Raw genomic sequence first — 19,027 nt, 5'->3', positions numbered from 1 at the left:
TTTTTTTTGCAAAATTTTGAAATATGTTTACAATACAAGAATTGAGTTTGGAGAGGATTCATAAAATTTTAAATGAAGCTCTTGAGTTTGCAAACGGAAAAACAGCCAAAATAGAAGGGGAAGTTTTTTGTTCTAATCTTTTCTTTGAAGACAGCACAAGAACAAAGACCAGTTTTGATATCGCCCAAAGAAAATTAGGATTGCAGGTCATTCCTTTTGATACTTCCCATAGTTCGGTAAACAAAGGAGAAAGTCTTTATGACACAGTAAAAACTATTGAAAGTCTTGGTGTAAATCTCGTTGTAATCAGAGATAAAAAAGACCGATATTTTGATGAATTAAAAAATATTACAATCCCCATAATTAACGGTGGCGACGGAACAGGAAACCACCCATCACAATGTATGTTAGATTTAATGACGATTTTTCAGGAATTTGGAAAGTTTGAAGGGCTGAAAGTTGGAATTGTAGGAGACATAAAACACAGTCGAGTTGCCAATTCCAATGCAGAAGCATTAAGAAGATTAGGCGCTAAAGTCTATTTTTCAGAACCGGAACAATGGTTTGATGAAGGCGCTTTAATCAACGGAACATACTTAAATGTAGATGAATTAATAAGAGAAGTGGATGTTTTAATGTTGTTAAGAATCCAACACGAAAGACATGATACCGCAATGAGTTTCTCGGCTTCAGAATACCATAGAAAATATGGTTTAACAAAAGAAAGAGAAAAAAACATGAAAAAAGAAGCCATTGTAATGCATCCGGCTCCCATAAATAGAGGTGTTGAAATTGATACTGATTTAGTGGAATGCGAAAGATCAAGAATATTTAAACAAATGCAGAACGGCGTTTTCGCAAGAATGGCAATCATTAAAGATATTTTGGAAGAAAAAGGATTTACCTTTAAGTAAAATGTAGAAAGTACAATGTACATTTTACAGCCGACATTGTACAAAATAAATAGAAATCTAAATAAAAAGAAATGAAGAAAAAGCTAATACTGGAATCCGGGGAAGTATTTCATGGAGAAGGTTTCGGAGCAGAATTGGAAACCGAAGGAGAAGTGGTTTTCAATACCGGAATGACGGGATATCAGGAACTGATTTCTGACCCAAGTTATTGCGGACAAATCGTTTGTATGACCTATCCTTTGATTGGAAATTATGGTATTAACCGTGATGATTATGAGAGTATTGAGCCGGCTATCAAAGGTCTTATTGTAAAAGAACTTTGTGATTTTCCCTCCAACTTTCGGACACAGATCACTTTAGATGAGTTATTTAAAAAGAAAAGGCTTTCAGGAATTTCAGGAATTGATACCAGAAGATTGACAAGAATTCTTCGTAAACATGGAGTAGTAAAAGGAAAAATTGTAAATGAAGATGCAAACGAAAGTGAAGTAGTTGCAGAATTAAAATCAACAAATTTTCCTACAAACCAAGTGGCAATGGTTTCTACAAAAACGCCTTATGCAAATCCGGGAAGAGGTTTGAAAGTAGTTTTGGTGGATTTTGGTTCAAAATTAGGAATTATAAGAGAATTATCTCAAAGAAACTGTGATATTACGGTAGTTTCTCAAGATGTAACGGCAGAAGAAATTCTGTTGATGAATCCGGACGGAGTAATGTTGTCAAACGGTCCCGGTGATCCAGAAGATAACCAGCAGGCTCTTGAAATGATTAGAGGAATCTTAGGAAAAGTCCCAATTTTCGGGATTTGTTTAGGACATCAATTGATTGGTTTGGCTTGTGGTGCAAAAACGTTCAAACTAAAATTCGGACACAGAGGAGGAAATCATCCAGTCTTGGATTTAGAAAAAAATAAAGTGGCAATCACTTCTCAAAACCACGGATATGCAGTAGATCAAGAAAGTTTGAAAGAAACAGATTTAATAGAAACGCACATCGCATTGAACGACAGAACCAACGAAGGCCTGAAACACAAAATTCACCCTTGTTTCTCCGTTCAGTATCATCCGGAAGCAAGTCCGGGTCCGGAAGACGCGAACTATTTATTTGATGAGTTTATTGAACTAATGGAGAATTTTAAAAAATAATTTTCCTGTTAAAACGTAAAGATTACTAAAATAAATATTAAACATGGATATTTCATCACAATTAGCCAATCGTTTTCGAGAGGTCTATTTAAATGGAGAATGGGTAGTATGTACTAACTTTAAAGCTCAGCTTTCTGAACTACCAAGAGAAATCCTGACAAAAAAAATTGATGGATTGAATACAATTGAAATGTTATCATTTCATATTCATTATTATATTTCTGGTGTTCTAAGAGTTTTAGAAGGCGGAACATTAGATATCAGAGATAAATACAGTTTCGATTTTCCTCCTACCGAATCAGAGGAAGAATGGAGAGAATTTTTCACAAAATTTATGAATGATTGTGAAAGATTTGCAAATACTGTAGAGAAGATGACTGATGAAGAGTTAGAAGAAGATTTTTCTGAAAATAAATACGGAACCAAAATTAAAAACATCAACGCTTTAATTGAACATGGATATTACCATTTGGGACAGATTATTTTAATTAAAAAGTTAGTAAAATAAAATTTATCCTGTTATTTTGAACGAAGCGTAGCGAAGTGAAGAATCTCAAAAAGGGGATTCTTCGGAATGACAAAGTTTGGAAAATAAATCAAGTAAAAAGTAAAAATAAAGTTTAGAATCTTGGCTCTTTGTCATTGGTTCTTTAATCCAAAATTAAAAATGGCAAAACGTACAGACATAAAAACAATTTTAGTAATCGGTTCAGGTCCCATTATCATTGGTCAGGCAGCAGAATTTGATTACGCAGGAACGCAGGCTTGTCTTTCTCTGAAAGAAGAAGGCTACAAGGTTATTTTGATCAATTCAAATCCTGCAACCATTATGACGGATGTTGAAATCGCAGATAAAGTATATATCGAGCCGATTTCACTTCAGTTTGTAAGTCATATCATCAGAAAAGAACGTCCTGATGCGCTTTTACCGACTCTTGGAGGACAAACTGGACTGAACATGGCAGTAGAATTGGAAAAATCAGGAATTCTTGAAGAATGTAAAGTTGAGGTTTTGGGAACAAAACTTTCAGCGATCAACAGAGCAGAAGACAGAGATCTTTTCCGTGAACTGATGAGAGAATTAAACGAACCCGTTCCGGAATCTGACATCGTAAATACTGTAGAAGGAGCATTAAATTTTGCTGATGAAATTGGATATCCTGTCATTGTTCGTCCCGCTTTCACGATGGGTGGAACAGGAGGAGGTATCGCTTCCAACGAAACAGAATTGAAGGAAATTGCGGAATTAGGACTAAAACACAGTCCTGTTACACAATGTCTAATAGAGAAATCAATTGCAGGTTTCAAAGAAATAGAATATGAAGTAATGCGTGATGCAAACGACAACGCGATTGTGGTTTGTAACATGGAAAATATAGATCCGGTAGGAGTTCACACAGGAGACTCAATTGTAGTAGCACCATCTCAGACGCTTTCAGACAGAGAATATCAGTTGCTGAGAAATGCTTCCTTAAAGATTATCAGAGCATTAGGAATTGAAGGAGGATGTAACGTACAGTTAGCTTTAGACCCAAATTCCTTTGATTATTATGTAATTGAGGTAAACCCAAGAGTTTCCCGTTCATCAGCTTTAGCGTCAAAAGCAACTGGGTATCCGATCGCAAAAATTGCCGCAAAAATTGCCGTAGGATTAACGCTTGATGAAATCATGAATCCGGTTACAGGAAAGACTTACGCTTGTTTCGAACCGGCTCTGGATTATGTAGTAACAAAATTCCCAAGATTCCCGTTTGATAAATTTGAAACAGCAGACAGAAGACTTTCAACACAAATGAAAGCAACAGGAGAAGTCATGGCAATCGGAAGAAACTTTGAAGAATCATTACAGAAAGCGATACGTTCCTTAGAAACAGGAATAAGACATTTAGGATTAAAAACTAAACAGGCTCAAGCTCTTACACCAGAGGAAATTGAGAGAAGAATCAGAGTTTGTGATGACGAAAGACTATTCATCATCGGAGATGCTTTAAGAAAAGGTTATGATTGGGAACAGATCGTAGAATGGAGTAAAATTGATAAATTCTTCATTTGGAAATTAAAAAAACTAATTGATTTTGAAAGCACTTTGTCAAAGTTAGAATCTTTGACAAAGTTTGAGCAGATAGAAACCATCAGAGAAGCGAAAAAAATAGGTTTTGCAGATATAAATATTGCTCATCTTTGGGGTAAAACTGAGCGGGAGGTTTTCAATTTCAGAAAAGAAAACGGTGTCATGCCGGTTTACAAAATGGTAGACACTTGCGCCGCAGAATTTGAAAGTGAAACTCCATACTTCTACGGAACGTATGAAGAAGAAAATGAAAGTGTAGTTTCGGATAAAGAAAAGATCATTGTTTTAGGTTCAGGACCCATCAGAATCGGACAGGGAGTTGAATTTGATTATGCAACAGTTCACTCAGTTTGGGCAATTAAGGAAATGGGGTATGAAGCAATTATCATCAACAATAACCCTGAAACAGTTTCTACAGACTTCTCGATCTCAGATAAATTGTACTTTGAACCGTTGACGGAAGAAGATGTAATGAACATCATTGAGCTGGAAAAACCAAAAGGAGTTGTTGTACAATTTGGCGGACAAACAGCCATCAATTTAGCTGATAAATTAGCTGCTCATGGAGTTCAGATTTTAGGAACATCACTGGAAGATTTAGACAGAGCAGAAAACAGGGATAAATTTGAAAAAGCACTTCAGGAATTGGGAATTCCTCAACCTTTAGGAAAAACTTCCACATCCAAAGAAGAAGCAATAAAAATTGCCAATGAGATTGGTTACCCGGTTTTGGTACGTCCAAGTTACGTTTTGGGAGGTAGAGCAATGGAAATTGTTTATACAGAAACCGAGTTGGCTCATTATATGGAAAATGCGGTAGAAGCAAGCCCGGAACACCCTGTTTTGGTAGACAAATATATGGTAGGAAAAGAAGTGGAAATTGATGCGATCTGTGATGGGGAAACAGTAGTGATTCCCGGAATTATGGAACACATCGAAAGAGCCGGAGTTCATTCTGGAGATTCAATTGCAGTTTATCCACCACAAAATATTTCGCAAAAGCAGATAGAAACACTGGTAGACTATACCAAAAGATTAGCTAAAGGATTGAATGTGATAGGATTAATGAATATCCAATACGTTTTGTTTGAAGGAAATGTGTATGTAATTGAAGTAAATCCACGCTCATCCAGAACCGTTCCTTTCTTATCCAAAATTACCAATGTTCCGATGGCAAATCTTGCGACAAAAGCTATTTTAGGAAAAAAACTAAAAGATCTCGGCTACGAAAGTGGTTTAGTTCCCGATAAAGAAGGAGTATTTGTAAAAGTTCCGGTATTCTCTTTCTCAAAACTAACGAAAGTGGATATTTCTCTAGGTCCCGAAATGAAATCTACAGGAGAAGTGATGGGAAAAGACACCACGTTGGAAAAAGCCTTGTACAAAGGACTGATTGCAGCGGGAAGAAAAGTTCCGATGCATGGTTCTATCTTATTTACAGTAGCAGACAAACATAAGCAGGAAGCAGCAGATTTAGCAGCAAGGTTCCACGAAATAGGTTTCAGAATCTGGGCAACGGAAGGAACAGCAAAATTCTTTGCTGAAAAAGGAATTCCCTGCAAAATAGGATATAAAATAGGAGAGGAAAGTGTAAATCTTATTGATCTTATCCAAAAAGGAAAAGTACAATATGTAGTTAATACCATGACAAAAGGAAAACAAGCAGAAAGAGACGGTTTTCAGATCAGAAGGATGAGTGTGGAAAACGGTGTTCCTTGTTTAACATCGATGGATACAGTAGAAGCAATTTTGAAAGTGATTGAAAGCATGAGTTTCAAAATGGAAACGATGTAATTTTCGATTAATATATTTTTAAGTGTTTTGTAAAAAAATCTCGTTTATAACATAAATCAGGATGTCAAAATGAAACAAATTTTTATTAATCTTCCGGTAGAGGATTTAGAAAAATCAATGAATTTCTATATCCAATTAGGGTTTACAAGTAATCCTTTATTTACAGATGAAAATCAAAAGTGTATGGTTTGGAGTGAACAAATTTATGTGATGCTTCAGTCCAAAAAATTCTTTAATTCGTGGATTAAAAAGCCTTTAGCAGATATAAAAAATAATTTGGCAGCAACTTTTACACTTCCTGTAGAAAGCATTGAAAAAGTGAATGAAATGATTGAAAATGGCTTAAAAGCTGGCGGGAAAGAACCCGCGCAAATTTTGAATGAAGATTTTATGATATTGAGAGGAATTGAAGATTTGGATGGGAATATTTGGGGAATAATTTGTTTGGATATAGATAAATTTAAACAACTCAAAATGAAGTAAATATTTAAAAAAGAAACTTGAATATTTATATTTTTACGAATTATAAATAAAAAATAAAGCAATATGGAAGCATCAAATCACAAAACTGAGGATGAAACTCCAAAAGTAACCGGAATTGGCGGAATTTTCTTTTTCACAGAAAATCCAAAAGAAACCAGAGAATGGTATGCTAAAAACTTAGGACTTGATGTCAATGAATGGGGCTCAACTTTTGAATCCAGAGATATAGAAAATCCTGATAAGATCAATCAACTTCAATGGTCTCCTTTTAAAGATGGCAGCGAATATTTTGCACTTTCAAAAAAAGAATTTATGATTAATTACAGAGTTCAGAATATGGAAGCACTTGTAGAAAAATTGAGAGAAAATGGTGTTACCATTGTAGACGAAATCCAAAACTATGAATATGGAAAATTCATTCATATTATGGATGCTGATGGAAATAAACTAGAGCTTTGGGAACCCAGTTAAATTCAGATAAGATTTAGAATTTTTAAATTTTTGAATATTAAATATAAAAGAATGCATTTTTGCGTTCTTTTTTTGTGAATTATTGAAATCAGATTCAAAAATTTCTATCTTTAAGCAATACAATTAATAATTAAAAACCAAATGACGAAACATCAGCAACGTGTGAGTGAAGTATATCACTTTTTCGACAACAAAGACACTGTTCTTGGTTTTCGGAAATTGCTCGATTGTGCAATGGATACCCAAAATATGGAAATCTATAAAAAAACCATCGCATTAACCGACTGGAAAGAGCAATATCCAACCTACACAGATGAGCTTATTGAAAGATCAAAAAATCTTCTTCAGGAAATTGAAAAAATTCCGGTGAAAGAACAATCACTGGAAAAATCCGTGTTGAGAGCAAGAAATATTTTGAAATCTTATGGAAGCAATCGGTTTTCTTTAGGTCCAGTTTCTTTGGAAATCAATAAAGGGCAGGTTTACGGATTGGTGGGAGAGAACGGAAACGGAAAAACCACACTTTTAAGAATTTTAGCAAAAGAAATTTCTTTTAATGAAGGTGAGCTTCATTATTCATTCGATATTGAACCGAAAAATGAATTTGATCTCCGCACAAAATTGGTCTACATTCCGCAAAGAACGGCAAAATGGTACGGAAGTCTGAAAGATAATCTAAAATTTGTACTTTCCAATTACGGAATACATCCTGATGAAAACGAAACACGAACACTGATGATGATTGCACGTCTTGGTCTTTGGAATTATAAGCATCTGAAATGGAGCGAACTTTCTTCCGGATACAAAATGCGTTTTGAACTAGCCCGAACTCTTCTTCGAAAACCTGAAATTCTGCTTTTGGATGAGCCTTTAGCAAATCTTGACGTTCTTGCACAACAGGTCATTTTGGAAGATTTAAAATCAATAGCTAATTCTGTGAATCACCCAATTGCGTTGATTTTAAGTTCTCAACAATTGTATGAAGTAGAAAAAGTTTCAGATAAGGTAATTTTCCTGAAAAACGGTCAATACAAAGACAATTCCGAATTGAAAAATAATGAAAGTGATAGTTTGATTATTGAAATTGATACTCCAAATTCAAGAGAAGATTTATTGGAAATTTTCAAAAATTTCAGCCTTGAAAAACTTAATTTCAATGGAGGAGTGTATGTAGCGTATTTTTCTCCTGAAACCGATTTTTCTACTATAATGGTAGCTTTGGGAAATGCCAAAATCGAAATTATTTATATCCGCAATATTTCTTCTTCTACGAGAAGATTTTTTGTAAACTAATTTTCAATCGATCACAAATGAAAAAAATTAATACAATCAATCAATACCTTCTGGAAAACTATCCTACAACATGGAATACAAAAATAGTATGGATGCTTCTGGTGAGCTTAGTTATTCATATTATCTTTTTTACTGTTGGCTATTTTTCTCATTATAATCCTGTTTCGCTTCACTATTCTAATGCTATTTTCGATTATTTCGAAAATGGGATTGTTTTCATTCACCTTATTATTTCACTTTTACTGATTGTGATTTGGCTGGTAACGATGTTCAGGAATAATGCATTCAAGAATTTTTATCCTTCATCAAGATGGAAACTTTTTTCCCAATTTTTTCAATATTTTGTCATTGTTTTTGCGTGTACCACATTTTATTTTTCCTATATGTTTGGTTTCAGGCTTTTTATTTTCCAGAAATATGATGATGAAACAATGAAGAAAAATGTAGAAATTATCAATAGAGTACAACCTTTCTTGTCTCAGGATTTAGAAAATTATACTTTGGAAAACAGGCTGTATCCCAATGTTTTTTACAATTTATATTGCGAAAGAGATATTAGTAAGATAGATCGCACCAAAAAATATTTTGTTTTCAGTAATAGAGTTTATCAGTTTTATTCTCTTTATTCCAAAACGGTTTATAGTAAGGAAGGTTATAGAGATTTTGAAATTCCGCAACCGGAGAAAAGCAACGGAATAGAAGAAGTTTTTAGGGATGATAAAGGCAATTTATGTACATATTATTTTAAAAAAGAAGTAGTAGATGTTTCTCCGTACATTAAAACAACAGGCTTAAGCTATTATAATTTTTCTAATGTCTTTTATCAAATTGATAAAACACCCAGATCTTTCTTTACTATTGATCGCTACTATACTGAAAATTATGAGCAGAGATCAATTGTGGACAATGTTTATAAAAGAGAAAGTTATAGAATTAATAAGGAAACGACAGAACTCTTGAATCGGAAAAATCCTGCAGAAATTGAAAAACTATTTTCAGACTTTTTAAAAATTTCAAAAGAGTATCAGATAAGAAATAATCTGGATGCAAAAGCATGGGCGAAAATGGTGAATCATCCGGAAAATTTTGAAGTGCGTCATTTCATAATGAAATATAAAGCTCAAAATGAAGAAAGCTATAATCCTAATGGATATTACGAAGAAAATTATCCTGATTATCAAGCAGCAGCTCCTGTACAAGATGATTCCATAAATGTGAAAGATTTTAATCCGGATGTAGATAGCCAGCTATCGCCGGAAAATTATTTTAAGGAAAATCTTACAGCTTACTATTATTATTCAAAGGATTTGAAAGAGGTTTTAGCAAATGTGGATACCATTAAGAATACCGATTTTGTTTCGGAAAACATTCATATTTATTTATGGTTGGCTTTTTTGTTTTCTGCGTTGGTGTTTAGTTTCAGGATAACAGGTTTGAGATCATTATTATTCAGTGTTGTTTCCGCTGGGATTTTGACTTTGATTATCACTTTGATTTCAGTTCTGTATTCTGTATCTGTAGGAAGTAACGAAGAGTTTTTTATAACCTATCTGCTTTTATTTGTGGGTAGTGTTATACTTTCTGTTCCGGTATTTATGATAAAAAGTGTCCGAAAATTTGTGCTTTCTATTTTTGTAAATATCAGTATGAACGGATTTGTATTTTTTGTTTTTCTTCTTTTCGGAATTATATCGATCCACCAGAAAGAATATTGTGATAGAGCAATTAATGTTCATTGTCCTCAAAATATTATTGAATATCTTGGATTTAATTTGAGTTACATTATTTTGGTTTGTGGTTTTTTGTTTATGTATTTTTACACGGCTGTTCTTCAGAAATGGAAAGCATTACCACAATAATTTTTAACCTATAATTTATTCAAATGAAAAAGCTAATATTTACTGTATTTTTATCTGCTTCTGTTTTTGCTTATTCTCAGGAATTTGCTTTGTCACCGGCAAGTCCGAGACAAAAAGTAGAGCAACAGTTTTCAATAACGAAAATTTCAATTGATTATGGAAGACCAAGAGTAAAAGGAAGAAAAATTTTCGGAGATTTGGTTCCTTATGGAAAAGTTTGGAGAGCCGGAGCTAATTCTAGTACTAAAATTTCGTTTGGTCAGTCTTTAAATTTTGGAGGGAAATATGTTCCTTCCGGAACGTATGCATTATTTGTGATTCCTACCGAAAAAGAGTGGAAAGTGATTCTGAACAAAGATTCCCAACAATGGGGCGCTTTTGATTATAATGAAAAACTGAACGTTTTGGAAATTACAGTTCCTGTACAAAAGTTGAATGAAAAGCAGGAATGGTTCGAAATAGCTCTGGATCCAATTGATGAACGTTCTGCTAATCTTGTTTTCACTTGGGATACTACAAAAGTAGTTGTACCGGTAAAAGAAGGAAAACCGGAAGTGGTAACAAAAATTATAGAAAAATTGAAAGATATAAAGCAGATAGAAAGAGATGCTGCGAAAACAAAAGAATAACAACATTTTTATCTATTGAGTAAATAAAAAAACCGGAAATTTCCGGTTTTATTTTTATTCTGGTTTTTCGTTTTCGGCTTGCGTAATTCTGAATTTTTTAGACGTGATCATAATGACAAATCCGGCAATGATGAATGGAATAGAAAGAATTTGTCCCGTATTCAATCCGGCAAAGCTGATGAATTCGTCGCCTTGAGGTTCTTTTAAAAATTCTACAAAAAAACGTATTGCCCAAAGAATGATAAAAAATAATCCGAAAAGCCATCCTTGCTGATATTTTTTATCCGTTTTTTTATAAAGAAACCAAAGCAAAATAAACAATAGAAAATATCCGGCTGCTTCAAAAAGCTGAGTAGGATAACGTGGAACGGTCACTCCGTATTCATCACTCATTTGTGGAAAAAGAAAAGCAAATGGAGATGTTTCGGCAACAGGTTTTCCAATGATTTCGGAATTGAAAAAATTTCCCATTCTCACAAAAGCACCGCCTAAAGCGACTACAATTCCCAATCTGTCATAAACCCAAAAAGGATTTTTCTTAATAATTTTAATGGAATAATAAAGAGTGGTGAAAATCAGTGCGATTGTAGCTCCATGACTTGCCAATCCGGCAAATCCTGTGAATTTGAATTCAGGTTTTGTCTGAATCGGAAGAAAAACGCTCCAAAAATCCTGCTTGAAAAGTTCCGGTTGATAAAATATTACGTGTCCTAATCTTGCTCCGAGAATGGTTCCGATCAAAGTCCATGTAAAAAGAGGATCAAGATATTTTATGTTTACATTATCAATTTTGAAAATTTTGGTCATCAAAACATAGCCTAATCCGAAAGCAAAAATAAACATCAGACTATAAAAATGCAGCGTGATTGGTCCTAATTTAATGCCTTTTGATGGATCCCAGATTTTATATTCGGTTTCCAAATCTACTTTGTCGGTAGTCGTTATTTTTTTATCGCTTTTTAATAAATATTTTACTGTAGAAATATTTTCTGGTGCAGAAGGTTTGAAGTTTTCATCTAAAAATTGATAGCCATCTTTCTGATATTTTGCAATCGTATTTTTATTATATTCATTTTTAGCCTCATCTCCCGGTTCGAAATTGATTTCATTTACAATTACCAATGAGTTATTCAGATTTTTTTCAGAAAAATCCCGAAAAGTCGAAAAATCAGTGGAAGAAAAAACCTTCACCGGAATTTTTTCTGAATTTATCTGAAGCGTCGCATCGGAAAGTCCATCAGGATAAACCTGTGCAATAAAACTCTGAACAGAAAAGGATAAAATAATGATCCAAAGTTTCAAAAAGATAGTATTCATGTTTTTTAGTAAAAATTTAAAATTAATGATTGTGTTTTGGAGGGACAGGATCATATCCGCTTCCGCCCCATGGATGACATCTTCCGATTCTCTTCAGTCCCAGCCAAAATCCTTTAAAAATTCCATGAACGTGCAATGCTTCCACCATATAATGGGAACAAGTAGGTTCGTAGCGGCAATTTTTCGGAAGTAGGGGCGAAATGAACCATTGGTAAATTTTGATGAAAACTACCAGAGGAAAAGTAATGATTTTATTGAATGTCAGTTTCAAAACAATGCAAAAATAGGCTAAAATTTTTTAAAATTAATGTAAATTTGTTTGAAATACTGTTGCTTCACCCATCAGTTAGTAACTCATTTTGAAAAATGTTACACCTCATTTTAAAATAATTAGTAGCAAAATTCAGATTTTAGATATTCGCTTTAAAATCAAGTGCTTTAAAATTTTAATTATTTCGGGTATCTATTTTTCGGATGTCAGAACTTTTAACAATAAACTTTAAATTTTGAACTCTAATATTCCTCTTGCTGAAAAACTACGCCCGAAAACACTTGATGAAGTTCTCGGACAGGAACACCTTACCGGAAAAAGCGGAACAATCCGTAAAATGCTGGAAAATGATACTCTGAATTCCCTTATTTTCTGGGGACCACCCGGAACCGGAAAAACCACTCTTGCAGAAATTATTTCTGAAAAATCCGGTAGAAAATTTTTCAAGCTTTCAGCCGTTTCTTCAGGAGTAAAAGACGTTCGTGATGTGATTGAAGAGGCAAAAAAACAAAACCTTTTTTCAGGAAAATCTCCGATTTTGTTTATTGATGAAATTCACCGCTTTAATAAATCTCAGCAGGATTCTTTGCTTCATGCCGTGGAAAAAGGTTGGATCATATTGATTGGTGCTACTACCGAAAATCCAAGTTTTGAGGTGGTTTCCGCTTTGCTTTCACGCTCACAAGTTTATGTTCTGAAATCGTTGAGCTATGAAAAATTAGAAGAACTTGTGGAGATTGCATTAGAGAAATTCAATGAAGAAGAAGGAGCAAATTTTAAAATCAAGGACAAGGAAGCATTTATCCAATATTCCGGAGGTGATGCCAGAAAATTGATTAATTCTGTGGAATTGGTTCTGAATCAGTTCAAAAATTCTAAAAATAAAGAAATTTCCAATGATGATGTAATGGGTGTTTTGCAAGAAACAATGGCACTTTACGACAAAAATGGAGAGCAGCATTACGATATTATTTCGGCTTTTATAAAATCCATGCGTGGAAGTGATCCGAATGGTGCTGTTTATTGGTTAGCCAGAATGATTGCAGGTGGCGAAGATATTAAATTTATAGCACGAAGAATGTTGATTCTTGCAGCAGAAGATATCGGTTTGGCAAATCCGAATGCTTTGGTGATTGCCAATAATTGTTTTCAGGCAATAAATGTAATCGGAAATCCGGAAGCCAGAATTATTTTGAGTGAATGTGCGGTTTATCTTGCGGTTTCACCAAAGAGTAATTCTACATATTTAGCCATAAATGAAGCATTGGATTTTGTAAAAAAAACAGGAAATCTAGCTGTTCCGCTTCATTTGCGGAATGCACCTACCAAACTAATGAAAGATTTGGATTATGGAAAAAATTATGATTATGCCCATTCTCATGAAGGGAATTTTGTGGATTTAGAGTTTTTGCCAAACGAAATTTCCGGAACTAAATTTTACGAACCGGGAAATAATTCTACAGAGAAAAAAATTAAGGAAGAACTTGAGAAGAAATGGAAAGGAAAGTATAAATAAATTACGAATTACGGTTGATTTTGCTTTGCCGTAATTCGTAATTATTACTTTTGAATTGTAAATCTATTTCTCAAAAAAAGCGGTAGTTCCGCCAATCCAGATTGCATCTTTTTTATTGAAATCTACATTTACCATTGCCACTTTTGTCATTCTTACTAAATGTTCCATTAGTTTTGGACGGTCTTCATCTTCTTTCCAAATATATAGCAATCGAATTTCTGCTTTTGAAAATTCTCCGTTCGGATCTTTGAAAAGTGGAGCATAAGAAACTTTTCGCTGCATGATATAATTTTCCTTATCAGAAATTTCATTAATAACTTCCTGAGTTGGATTGAGATTTACACCACTTCCTGCAAAAGAAAATAGAGGTTTTAAAACAAAATCGGAAAGATTTTCATTTTCAGGGAACTCATTCAGGAAATAACTTTTCGGAACATAAGTATGCTCTAATTTTGGAAGAAGAAATTTTGAGATCTTGAAAAACCAATTCGGATGCGTTATCCATTTTACATCCACATCTTCACGGAAATCGAAATCGGTTTTCAAATCGGGAATATTGTCCAGTTCATCAAAAATCACACGATTGTAGATTCTTTTAATTTCAATATTTTTTCCGTCTTTTTCGTAATACAGTTTTCTGCCGTCTTTTTTTACTTCGGTAAGACAAACAGGTCTGATTCCTAATTTATTTTCGGTAAGATAGAAATCAATATTGGTTTTCTGCTTGTGAGGGTATATTTCGAGAAGAATTACATTTTCAGGATTTTCATCACCGATTAAAAGTTCTTTTAATTCCTGATAATATTCTTCATCATTCATCTCCGGCTTCAGTTCATTAATAAAAGGATACACTTCGCAAAGAGCGTTCTGAAGTTCTTTTTGAAAAGCGTATAAAGTAGGGAATGCTTGAAGTTCAATCAGTTGCGGAATTACTTCTCCTTTTTCATTTTCACAAATTCCAAAATCTATAGTGAAAAAATGAGGCTGTTTTGTATCATTCGGAACATTACAGTTTTCAGGAATGGCTTTCTGCAGTTCTTCATCACCCATGTTTTTAATTTGAGTAATAATGCTTTCACAGGCATCATTCAGTTTTTCTTTAAAATCTTTTGTCATGAAAACCGGACTTTCAGAAACACGGAAAAGAGGTCTTATTCTGCCTTTTTCTTTAAGTTTGTCAAGAACTTCGTTATATTTTTCCGGAGTAAACTCACTGTTGAATTGCTCTCTGTATTTTGGAATCATAGTTGGTAATTGGTTTCAATAAAGATTTAAAATTGACAAAAATAAGACCACAAAAGGCACAAAAGTTTTATACACTTAAGTTAAATTTAAAACTATTAAAAAGCTCATTAAAGAACATTTAAGTTTTGAAAATCAAAGATTTTCTTATGCGAACTTTTGTCTTCAAAGTTTTTAAACTTAACAAAATTTTTGTGTCTTTTGTGGTTTTAAATAAGGATTATATAATTCAAACAGCTTCTAAAATGATCTAACAAATACTGCATTCTTTCTGCAAAATTTGCTCAGTAGCATCTTGCAAAAAGCGAGGTAGGATTTGTGCTTGTGTTAAAAGAATTTTATCAGGATCATCCATTCTGTCGATAGTTTCCAGATATTTTTCCATTCCGTAATTATCAATCATGGCTTGCTTGTTTTTTTCGTCTTCCAGATTTTTCAAAAAACCGTCAGGATTAGCTTCCGGATGGAATTGTGTTCCGAAAATTTCGTCGGAAAAACGAATAGCCATCACTGCTCTTTCCAGATTAATGTGTGGACGAATTTTTTCGAGAGCCACGATTTTCATACCCATTTCTTCAAAACGGTCTTCGTTTGGTTCTATAAATTGATATGCTCTAGAATCTACTGCATAGAAAGGATCAGGAAGATTTTTGAAAAGGAAATCTTCTTTTCCTTCTTCCGTTTTATGAATAGGCATTACACCAAAAGAATAGGATTTTCTTTTACAAATATTTCCCAATTTCCAATGGATACTTGCCAATTGGAAAGAATGGCAAATCAGAAACAAATATTTTTTGTTTTCGTTGTTTTTATTGTGAGTCCAGATTTCATCAAGAAAATCGGCAAATTTTTGTTCCCATTCATAACCTTCGCGATGAGGATTTCCAGGACCTCCTGATGAAATGAAAATATCAAAATCTGCTACATTGGGAATTTCATTTTTGTAGCGTACATCAAAAATTTCAATTTCTATATCTTCTTCGGAGTTTTCCTTGAAAGACTGAGAAATTTCCCTGATATTGCGCATACCCTGATTGACAGTATTGTTATTCATGTCCAAAAGCGCAAGTTTTATCTTCTTCATTATTTTTAAATATAATTTAATTCTGGTGCAAAATTAATAAAAATGAATTTAAAATTCTAATGATGTGTAATTCCGTATTCTGTTTCAGAAATCATATAATCAACAACACTTTTCAAATCTCCGGTTTCTTCAAAAACTTTTAGTTGTCTGTCTGCCCCAGTTCCACGCTTCATAATTTCCCATGCATATTCTACTTCTTTTCTGCATCCTAAATCATCTACTACATCATCTATAAATTCCAGAAGTTCTTGCAAAAGACTTTCATAAGGTACACTTTCTTCTTTTCCGAAGTCAATTAGATGTGCATGGATTCCGTCTTTGGAAGCACGCCATTTATTTTCATTCAGAAGAAGTCTTCTGTACGGGCGGAATGTAAGGTTTTGCTGATGAAGTTTGTAGATTTTTGCAGTAAGAGCCTGCATAATTGCAGCAAGACAAACGGTTTCATCTACACGTAAAGGCATATCGCAAATTCTGAATTCTATAGTAGGATAGAAGGGATGAACTCTTAAATCCCACCATATTTTTTTAGCATTGTCGATGGTTCCGGTTTTGATCATCAAATTTACATAAGCATCAAATTCTGCAACACTGGCAAAATAGCTTGGAATTCCCGTTCTTGGAAATTTTGCAAAAACTTCCTGACGATAGGATTTGAATCCGGTTTGTCTTCCCAACCAAAAAGGAGAGTTGGTAGAAAGTGTATAAACGTGGGGTAGAAAATACCGCATCACATTCTGGATTCTTACTCCTTCTTCACGATCCGGAATCCCTATATGGACGTGTAATCCAAAAATTAGATTTGACCTTGCTACGTCTCCGAGATCATTCACAATTTTGTCGTAACGATCATGTTTTGTAATGGTCATATCCTGCCATCTGGAAAATGGGTGAGTTCCGCCTCCGGAAACACGCAGATTTTGATCATGAGCAGTTTTGATAAGTCTTCTTCTCAAGGAATACAGCTCGTCTCTTGCCTGCTGGATATTCTCACAAATTCCTGTTTCCATTTCTACAACGGATTCATGCATTTCGTGTTTGAGGTGTTCGCTCAAGGTTGCTTTTCCGCCTTCGATTATTTTGGAAACGTGCGAAACCAAATCCCTAGATTCTGCATCAATGATCTGATATTCTTCTTCTACGCCTATTGTGAATGTGTGCATAATATTTGTGTTCTTTACAATTATTGATATATCAAAACCAGAATATTTTTACTTAACGGAATCTTTTACAAAATTACCCCATGAAATATTCGGTTTTCCCGGAACATATTCTTTTGCTTTTTCTACAGCTAATTTTGCAGCATGTTCTACAATCCATGCAAAATTTTCTTCGCCTACAGAATTTCTGTCTGCATCAGGAGCTGGGTTGCAAAAATCAATTGCATAAGGAACTCCATCTCTTACCGCAAATTCTACTGTATTGAAATCATAACCCAATGCTTCATTCATTTTGATCGTTAAATCATGGATTTCTTTTAACAGTTTTTCTCTTGCTTCACCTTCTGTTTTATGGGTGGTTGCATATCTTAAATGATGCGGATTTCTTGGTTCATAAGGCATAATGTGGACGTATTTTTTGCCAAGACAATATACTCTATAATAATCTTCAAAAATTATTTCTTCCTGAACCATCATTACCAATTGTTCCGTTTCGCCCAATTTATTCCACATATCTTCAGGATTTTCAACTCTGTAAACATTTCTCCAGCCACCTCCGTCATGAGGTTTCATATAAGCCGGGAAGCCAACATAATTGAAAATATAATCCCAATCATGAGGGAATTTCAAATTTCTGAAAGAAGTTTCCGTAGTATTAGTCGGTCTTTCGTGTGAAGGAAGCAGAACTGTTTTCGGAAGCGGAACTCCAAGTTTTGTCATCAAAGCATTATTAAAAAATTTTTCGTCTGCACTCCACCAAAAAGGATTGTTGATAACGTAAGTTCCATTCAATGCAGCATTTTTCAAATATGCTCTGTAAAAAGGAACGTCTTGCGAAATTCTGTCGATGATTACAGCATAACCATAATCTGCTCCTTGTTCCAATTTATCAATAGAAACAGGTTCTGCAACAATCTCGCCGTTTCCGAGTTCATTTACTTTATCAATGAAAGCCCACGGAAATGTGTCTTCCATACCGAATAAAATTCCTACTTTTTTTGCCATAGTTATTATTTAAAGATTTTATTTTTTTAATTTAAATTTCATCGCTTTTACCCAAAAAAGCGACCAATAAACATTGGGAAAACCATTCTCCAAAGTGGCCAGTCATGGTTGATCCATTTTCGTTCATCATACCAATTGTTGATTCCTTTGGAATTTAAAAGTCCCGCCATTTCACGAGTTGGTTCCAAGCAAATGTCTTCATCGGAAGTACTTAGAACAATGTGCATGTGTTTGTATTTCCAGGCTTCGTCATTTTTTACGAATTCTCTTGGGCAGTTGAAGTAAACATAATCACCGGAATATCCATCCATAAAATTCCTTATCGAAAATGCACCGGAAAGACAAAAAAGATGCGAAACCAGATCCGGAAAACGAAATGCTAAGTTGGCAGCGTGATAACCACCAAAACTTGCTCCGGCTAATGCAACTCTATGTGTCTGATGAACTTTCTGAATATAAGGAATAAATTCCTGATGCATGAATTGTACCCATAATTCATAATTTCGGATTCTGTCATGAGGATGAATTCCTTTATCATAAAAACTTAAGCCATCTATTGTCTGTACATTGTATAATTTTACAATTCCCTGATCTACAAACCAATTGATGCTGTCATTAAGATGAAAATCGTGATTTTGTGTATAAGAACCTTGCGAAGTGGGAAACATTATAATCGGATATCCATAATGTCCGGTTACTTCCACTTTCAGACTCATTCCTAAAATGTGCGAATAATAATCGGTGTGCTCTATTCTCGGCATTTTTTACTTTTT

At 34.0% G+C, this 19,027-nt stretch carries 17 protein-coding genes; 10 read left to right on the top strand and 7 right to left on the bottom strand.

Annotated elements, in window-relative coordinates; genetic code table 11:
- The first annotated feature begins 23 nt into the window (after positions 1–23).
- The 9 genes from AC2A1C_RS01280 (at position 24) to AC2A1C_RS01240 (ending at position 10,659) form a co-directional block, all read left to right on the top strand.
- A complete protein-coding gene (locus tag AC2A1C_RS01280) occupies positions 24–914 on the top strand; it encodes an aspartate carbamoyltransferase catalytic subunit (RefSeq protein ID WP_484022701.1) in 891 nt (296 codons plus the stop codon).
- Between the two features lie 71 nt (positions 915–985).
- The gene (locus AC2A1C_RS01275; RefSeq protein ID WP_484022699.1) at positions 986–2,059 is read left to right on the top strand and encodes a carbamoyl phosphate synthase small subunit; all 1,074 of its coding nucleotides are present in this window, start codon (positions 986–988) and stop codon (positions 2,057–2,059) included.
- 43 nt (positions 2,060–2,102) lie between these two features.
- Complete coding sequence (locus tag AC2A1C_RS01270) at positions 2,103–2,567, top strand: DinB family protein (RefSeq protein WP_484022697.1); 465 nt, start codon at positions 2,103–2,105, stop codon at positions 2,565–2,567.
- A 159-nt stretch (positions 2,568–2,726) separates the two neighbouring features.
- Complete coding sequence (gene carB, locus AC2A1C_RS01265; RefSeq protein WP_484022695.1) at positions 2,727–5,924, top strand: carbamoyl-phosphate synthase large subunit; 3,198 nt, start codon at positions 2,727–2,729, stop codon at positions 5,922–5,924.
- A 69-nt stretch (positions 5,925–5,993) separates the two neighbouring features.
- Positions 5,994–6,407: a VOC family protein gene (locus AC2A1C_RS01260; protein WP_484022693.1), complete on the top strand. Its 414-nt coding sequence runs from the start codon at positions 5,994–5,996 to the stop codon at positions 6,405–6,407.
- Positions 6,408–6,470: 63 nt separating this feature from the next.
- Positions 6,471–6,878, top strand: coding sequence for a VOC family protein (locus AC2A1C_RS01255; protein ID WP_484022691.1), 408 nt, complete (start codon positions 6,471–6,473; stop codon positions 6,876–6,878).
- A gap of 141 nt (positions 6,879–7,019) precedes the next feature.
- On the top strand, positions 7,020–8,171 hold the full coding sequence (locus AC2A1C_RS01250) for an ABC transporter ATP-binding protein (RefSeq protein WP_484022689.1): 1,152 nt from the start codon (positions 7,020–7,022) through the stop codon (positions 8,169–8,171).
- A gap of 17 nt (positions 8,172–8,188) precedes the next feature.
- Positions 8,189–10,030, top strand: a complete 1,842-nt coding sequence (locus tag AC2A1C_RS01245) for a hypothetical protein (protein WP_484022687.1) — start codon at positions 8,189–8,191, stop codon at positions 10,028–10,030.
- 23 nt (positions 10,031–10,053) lie between these two features.
- Positions 10,054–10,659 (top strand): DUF2911 domain-containing protein, encoded by a 606-nt coding sequence (locus tag AC2A1C_RS01240; RefSeq protein WP_484022685.1) that lies wholly within the window; start codon positions 10,054–10,056, stop codon positions 10,657–10,659.
- Between the two features lie 54 nt (positions 10,660–10,713).
- Here the strand turns inward: AC2A1C_RS01240 and lgt are convergent, their stop codons facing one another.
- Together lgt and yidD are read right to left on the bottom strand one after the other, a co-directional pair.
- Positions 10,714–11,580, bottom strand: a complete 867-nt coding sequence (gene lgt, locus AC2A1C_RS01235) for a prolipoprotein diacylglyceryl transferase (RefSeq protein WP_484023151.1) — start codon at positions 11,578–11,580, stop codon at positions 10,714–10,716.
- A gap of 418 nt (positions 11,581–11,998) precedes the next feature.
- Positions 11,999–12,247: a membrane protein insertion efficiency factor YidD gene (gene yidD / locus AC2A1C_RS01230; RefSeq protein ID WP_484022683.1), complete on the bottom strand. Its 249-nt coding sequence runs from the start codon at positions 12,245–12,247 to the stop codon at positions 11,999–12,001.
- A 235-nt stretch (positions 12,248–12,482) separates the two neighbouring features.
- On the opposite strand from yidD, the gene AC2A1C_RS01225 reads away from it, so the two are divergent.
- The gene (locus tag AC2A1C_RS01225) at positions 12,483–13,763 is read left to right on the top strand and encodes a replication-associated recombination protein A (RefSeq protein ID WP_484022681.1); all 1,281 of its coding nucleotides are present in this window, start codon (positions 12,483–12,485) and stop codon (positions 13,761–13,763) included.
- Between the two features lie 63 nt (positions 13,764–13,826).
- Here AC2A1C_RS01225 and AC2A1C_RS01220 read toward each other — a convergent pair whose 3' ends face one another.
- The 5 genes from AC2A1C_RS01220 to AC2A1C_RS01200 form a co-directional block, all read right to left on the bottom strand.
- Positions 13,827–15,008, bottom strand: coding sequence for a hypothetical protein (locus tag AC2A1C_RS01220; RefSeq protein ID WP_484022679.1), 1,182 nt, complete (start codon positions 15,006–15,008; stop codon positions 13,827–13,829).
- A gap of 247 nt (positions 15,009–15,255) precedes the next feature.
- Positions 15,256–16,089: a type 1 glutamine amidotransferase gene (locus AC2A1C_RS01215; RefSeq protein WP_484022677.1), complete on the bottom strand. Its 834-nt coding sequence runs from the start codon at positions 16,087–16,089 to the stop codon at positions 15,256–15,258.
- Between the two features lie 56 nt (positions 16,090–16,145).
- Positions 16,146–17,252, bottom strand: coding sequence for a carboxylate-amine ligase (locus AC2A1C_RS01210; protein WP_484022675.1), 1,107 nt, complete (start codon positions 17,250–17,252; stop codon positions 16,146–16,148).
- Positions 17,253–17,300: 48 nt separating this feature from the next.
- On the bottom strand, positions 17,301–18,254 hold the full coding sequence (locus tag AC2A1C_RS01205; RefSeq protein WP_484022673.1) for an ATP-grasp domain-containing protein: 954 nt from the start codon (positions 18,252–18,254) through the stop codon (positions 17,301–17,303).
- A 47-nt stretch (positions 18,255–18,301) separates the two neighbouring features.
- Positions 18,302–19,015, bottom strand: coding sequence for an alpha/beta hydrolase-fold protein (locus AC2A1C_RS01200; protein WP_484022671.1), 714 nt, complete (start codon positions 19,013–19,015; stop codon positions 18,302–18,304).
- Positions 19,016–19,027: the final 12 nt, after the last annotated feature.

Source organism: Chryseobacterium sp. HNCC26DJ241, assembly GCF_057180505.1.
Note: the sequence above shows the minus strand (reverse complement) of the source record. Positions and strands in the feature narration are given on the sequence as shown.

Excerpts from the sequence above, each read along its gene's own strand:
- AC2A1C_RS01245 (WP_484022687.1), top strand. The coding sequence starts at position 8,189 with ATGAAAAAAATTAATACAATCAATCAATACCTTCTGGAAAACTATCCT.
- AC2A1C_RS01280 (WP_484022701.1), top strand. The coding sequence starts at position 24 with ATGTTTACAATACAAGAATTGAGTTTGGAGAGGATTCATAAAATTTTA.
- AC2A1C_RS01240 (WP_484022685.1), top strand. The coding sequence starts at position 10,054 with ATGAAAAAGCTAATATTTACTGTATTTTTATCTGCTTCTGTTTTTGCT.
- AC2A1C_RS01205 (WP_484022673.1), bottom strand. The coding sequence starts at position 18,254 with ATGGCAAAAAAAGTAGGAATTTTATTCGGTATGGAAGACACATTTCCG.
- carB (WP_484022695.1), top strand. The coding sequence starts at position 2,727 with ATGGCAAAACGTACAGACATAAAAACAATTTTAGTAATCGGTTCAGGT.
- AC2A1C_RS01210 (WP_484022675.1), bottom strand. The coding sequence starts at position 17,252 with ATGCACACATTCACAATAGGCGTAGAAGAAGAATATCAGATCATTGAT.
- AC2A1C_RS01270 (WP_484022697.1), top strand. The coding sequence starts at position 2,103 with ATGGATATTTCATCACAATTAGCCAATCGTTTTCGAGAGGTCTATTTA.
- AC2A1C_RS01215 (WP_484022677.1), bottom strand. The coding sequence starts at position 16,089 with ATGAAGAAGATAAAACTTGCGCTTTTGGACATGAATAACAATACTGTC.
- AC2A1C_RS01275 (WP_484022699.1), top strand. The coding sequence starts at position 986 with ATGAAGAAAAAGCTAATACTGGAATCCGGGGAAGTATTTCATGGAGAA.
- AC2A1C_RS01255 (WP_484022691.1), top strand. The coding sequence starts at position 6,471 with ATGGAAGCATCAAATCACAAAACTGAGGATGAAACTCCAAAAGTAACC.
- AC2A1C_RS01250 (WP_484022689.1), top strand. The coding sequence starts at position 7,020 with ATGACGAAACATCAGCAACGTGTGAGTGAAGTATATCACTTTTTCGAC.
- AC2A1C_RS01200 (WP_484022671.1), bottom strand. The coding sequence starts at position 19,015 with ATGCCGAGAATAGAGCACACCGATTATTATTCGCACATTTTAGGAATG.
- AC2A1C_RS01220 (WP_484022679.1), bottom strand. The coding sequence starts at position 15,008 with ATGATTCCAAAATACAGAGAGCAATTCAACAGTGAGTTTACTCCGGAA.
- AC2A1C_RS01260 (WP_484022693.1), top strand. The coding sequence starts at position 5,994 with ATGAAACAAATTTTTATTAATCTTCCGGTAGAGGATTTAGAAAAATCA.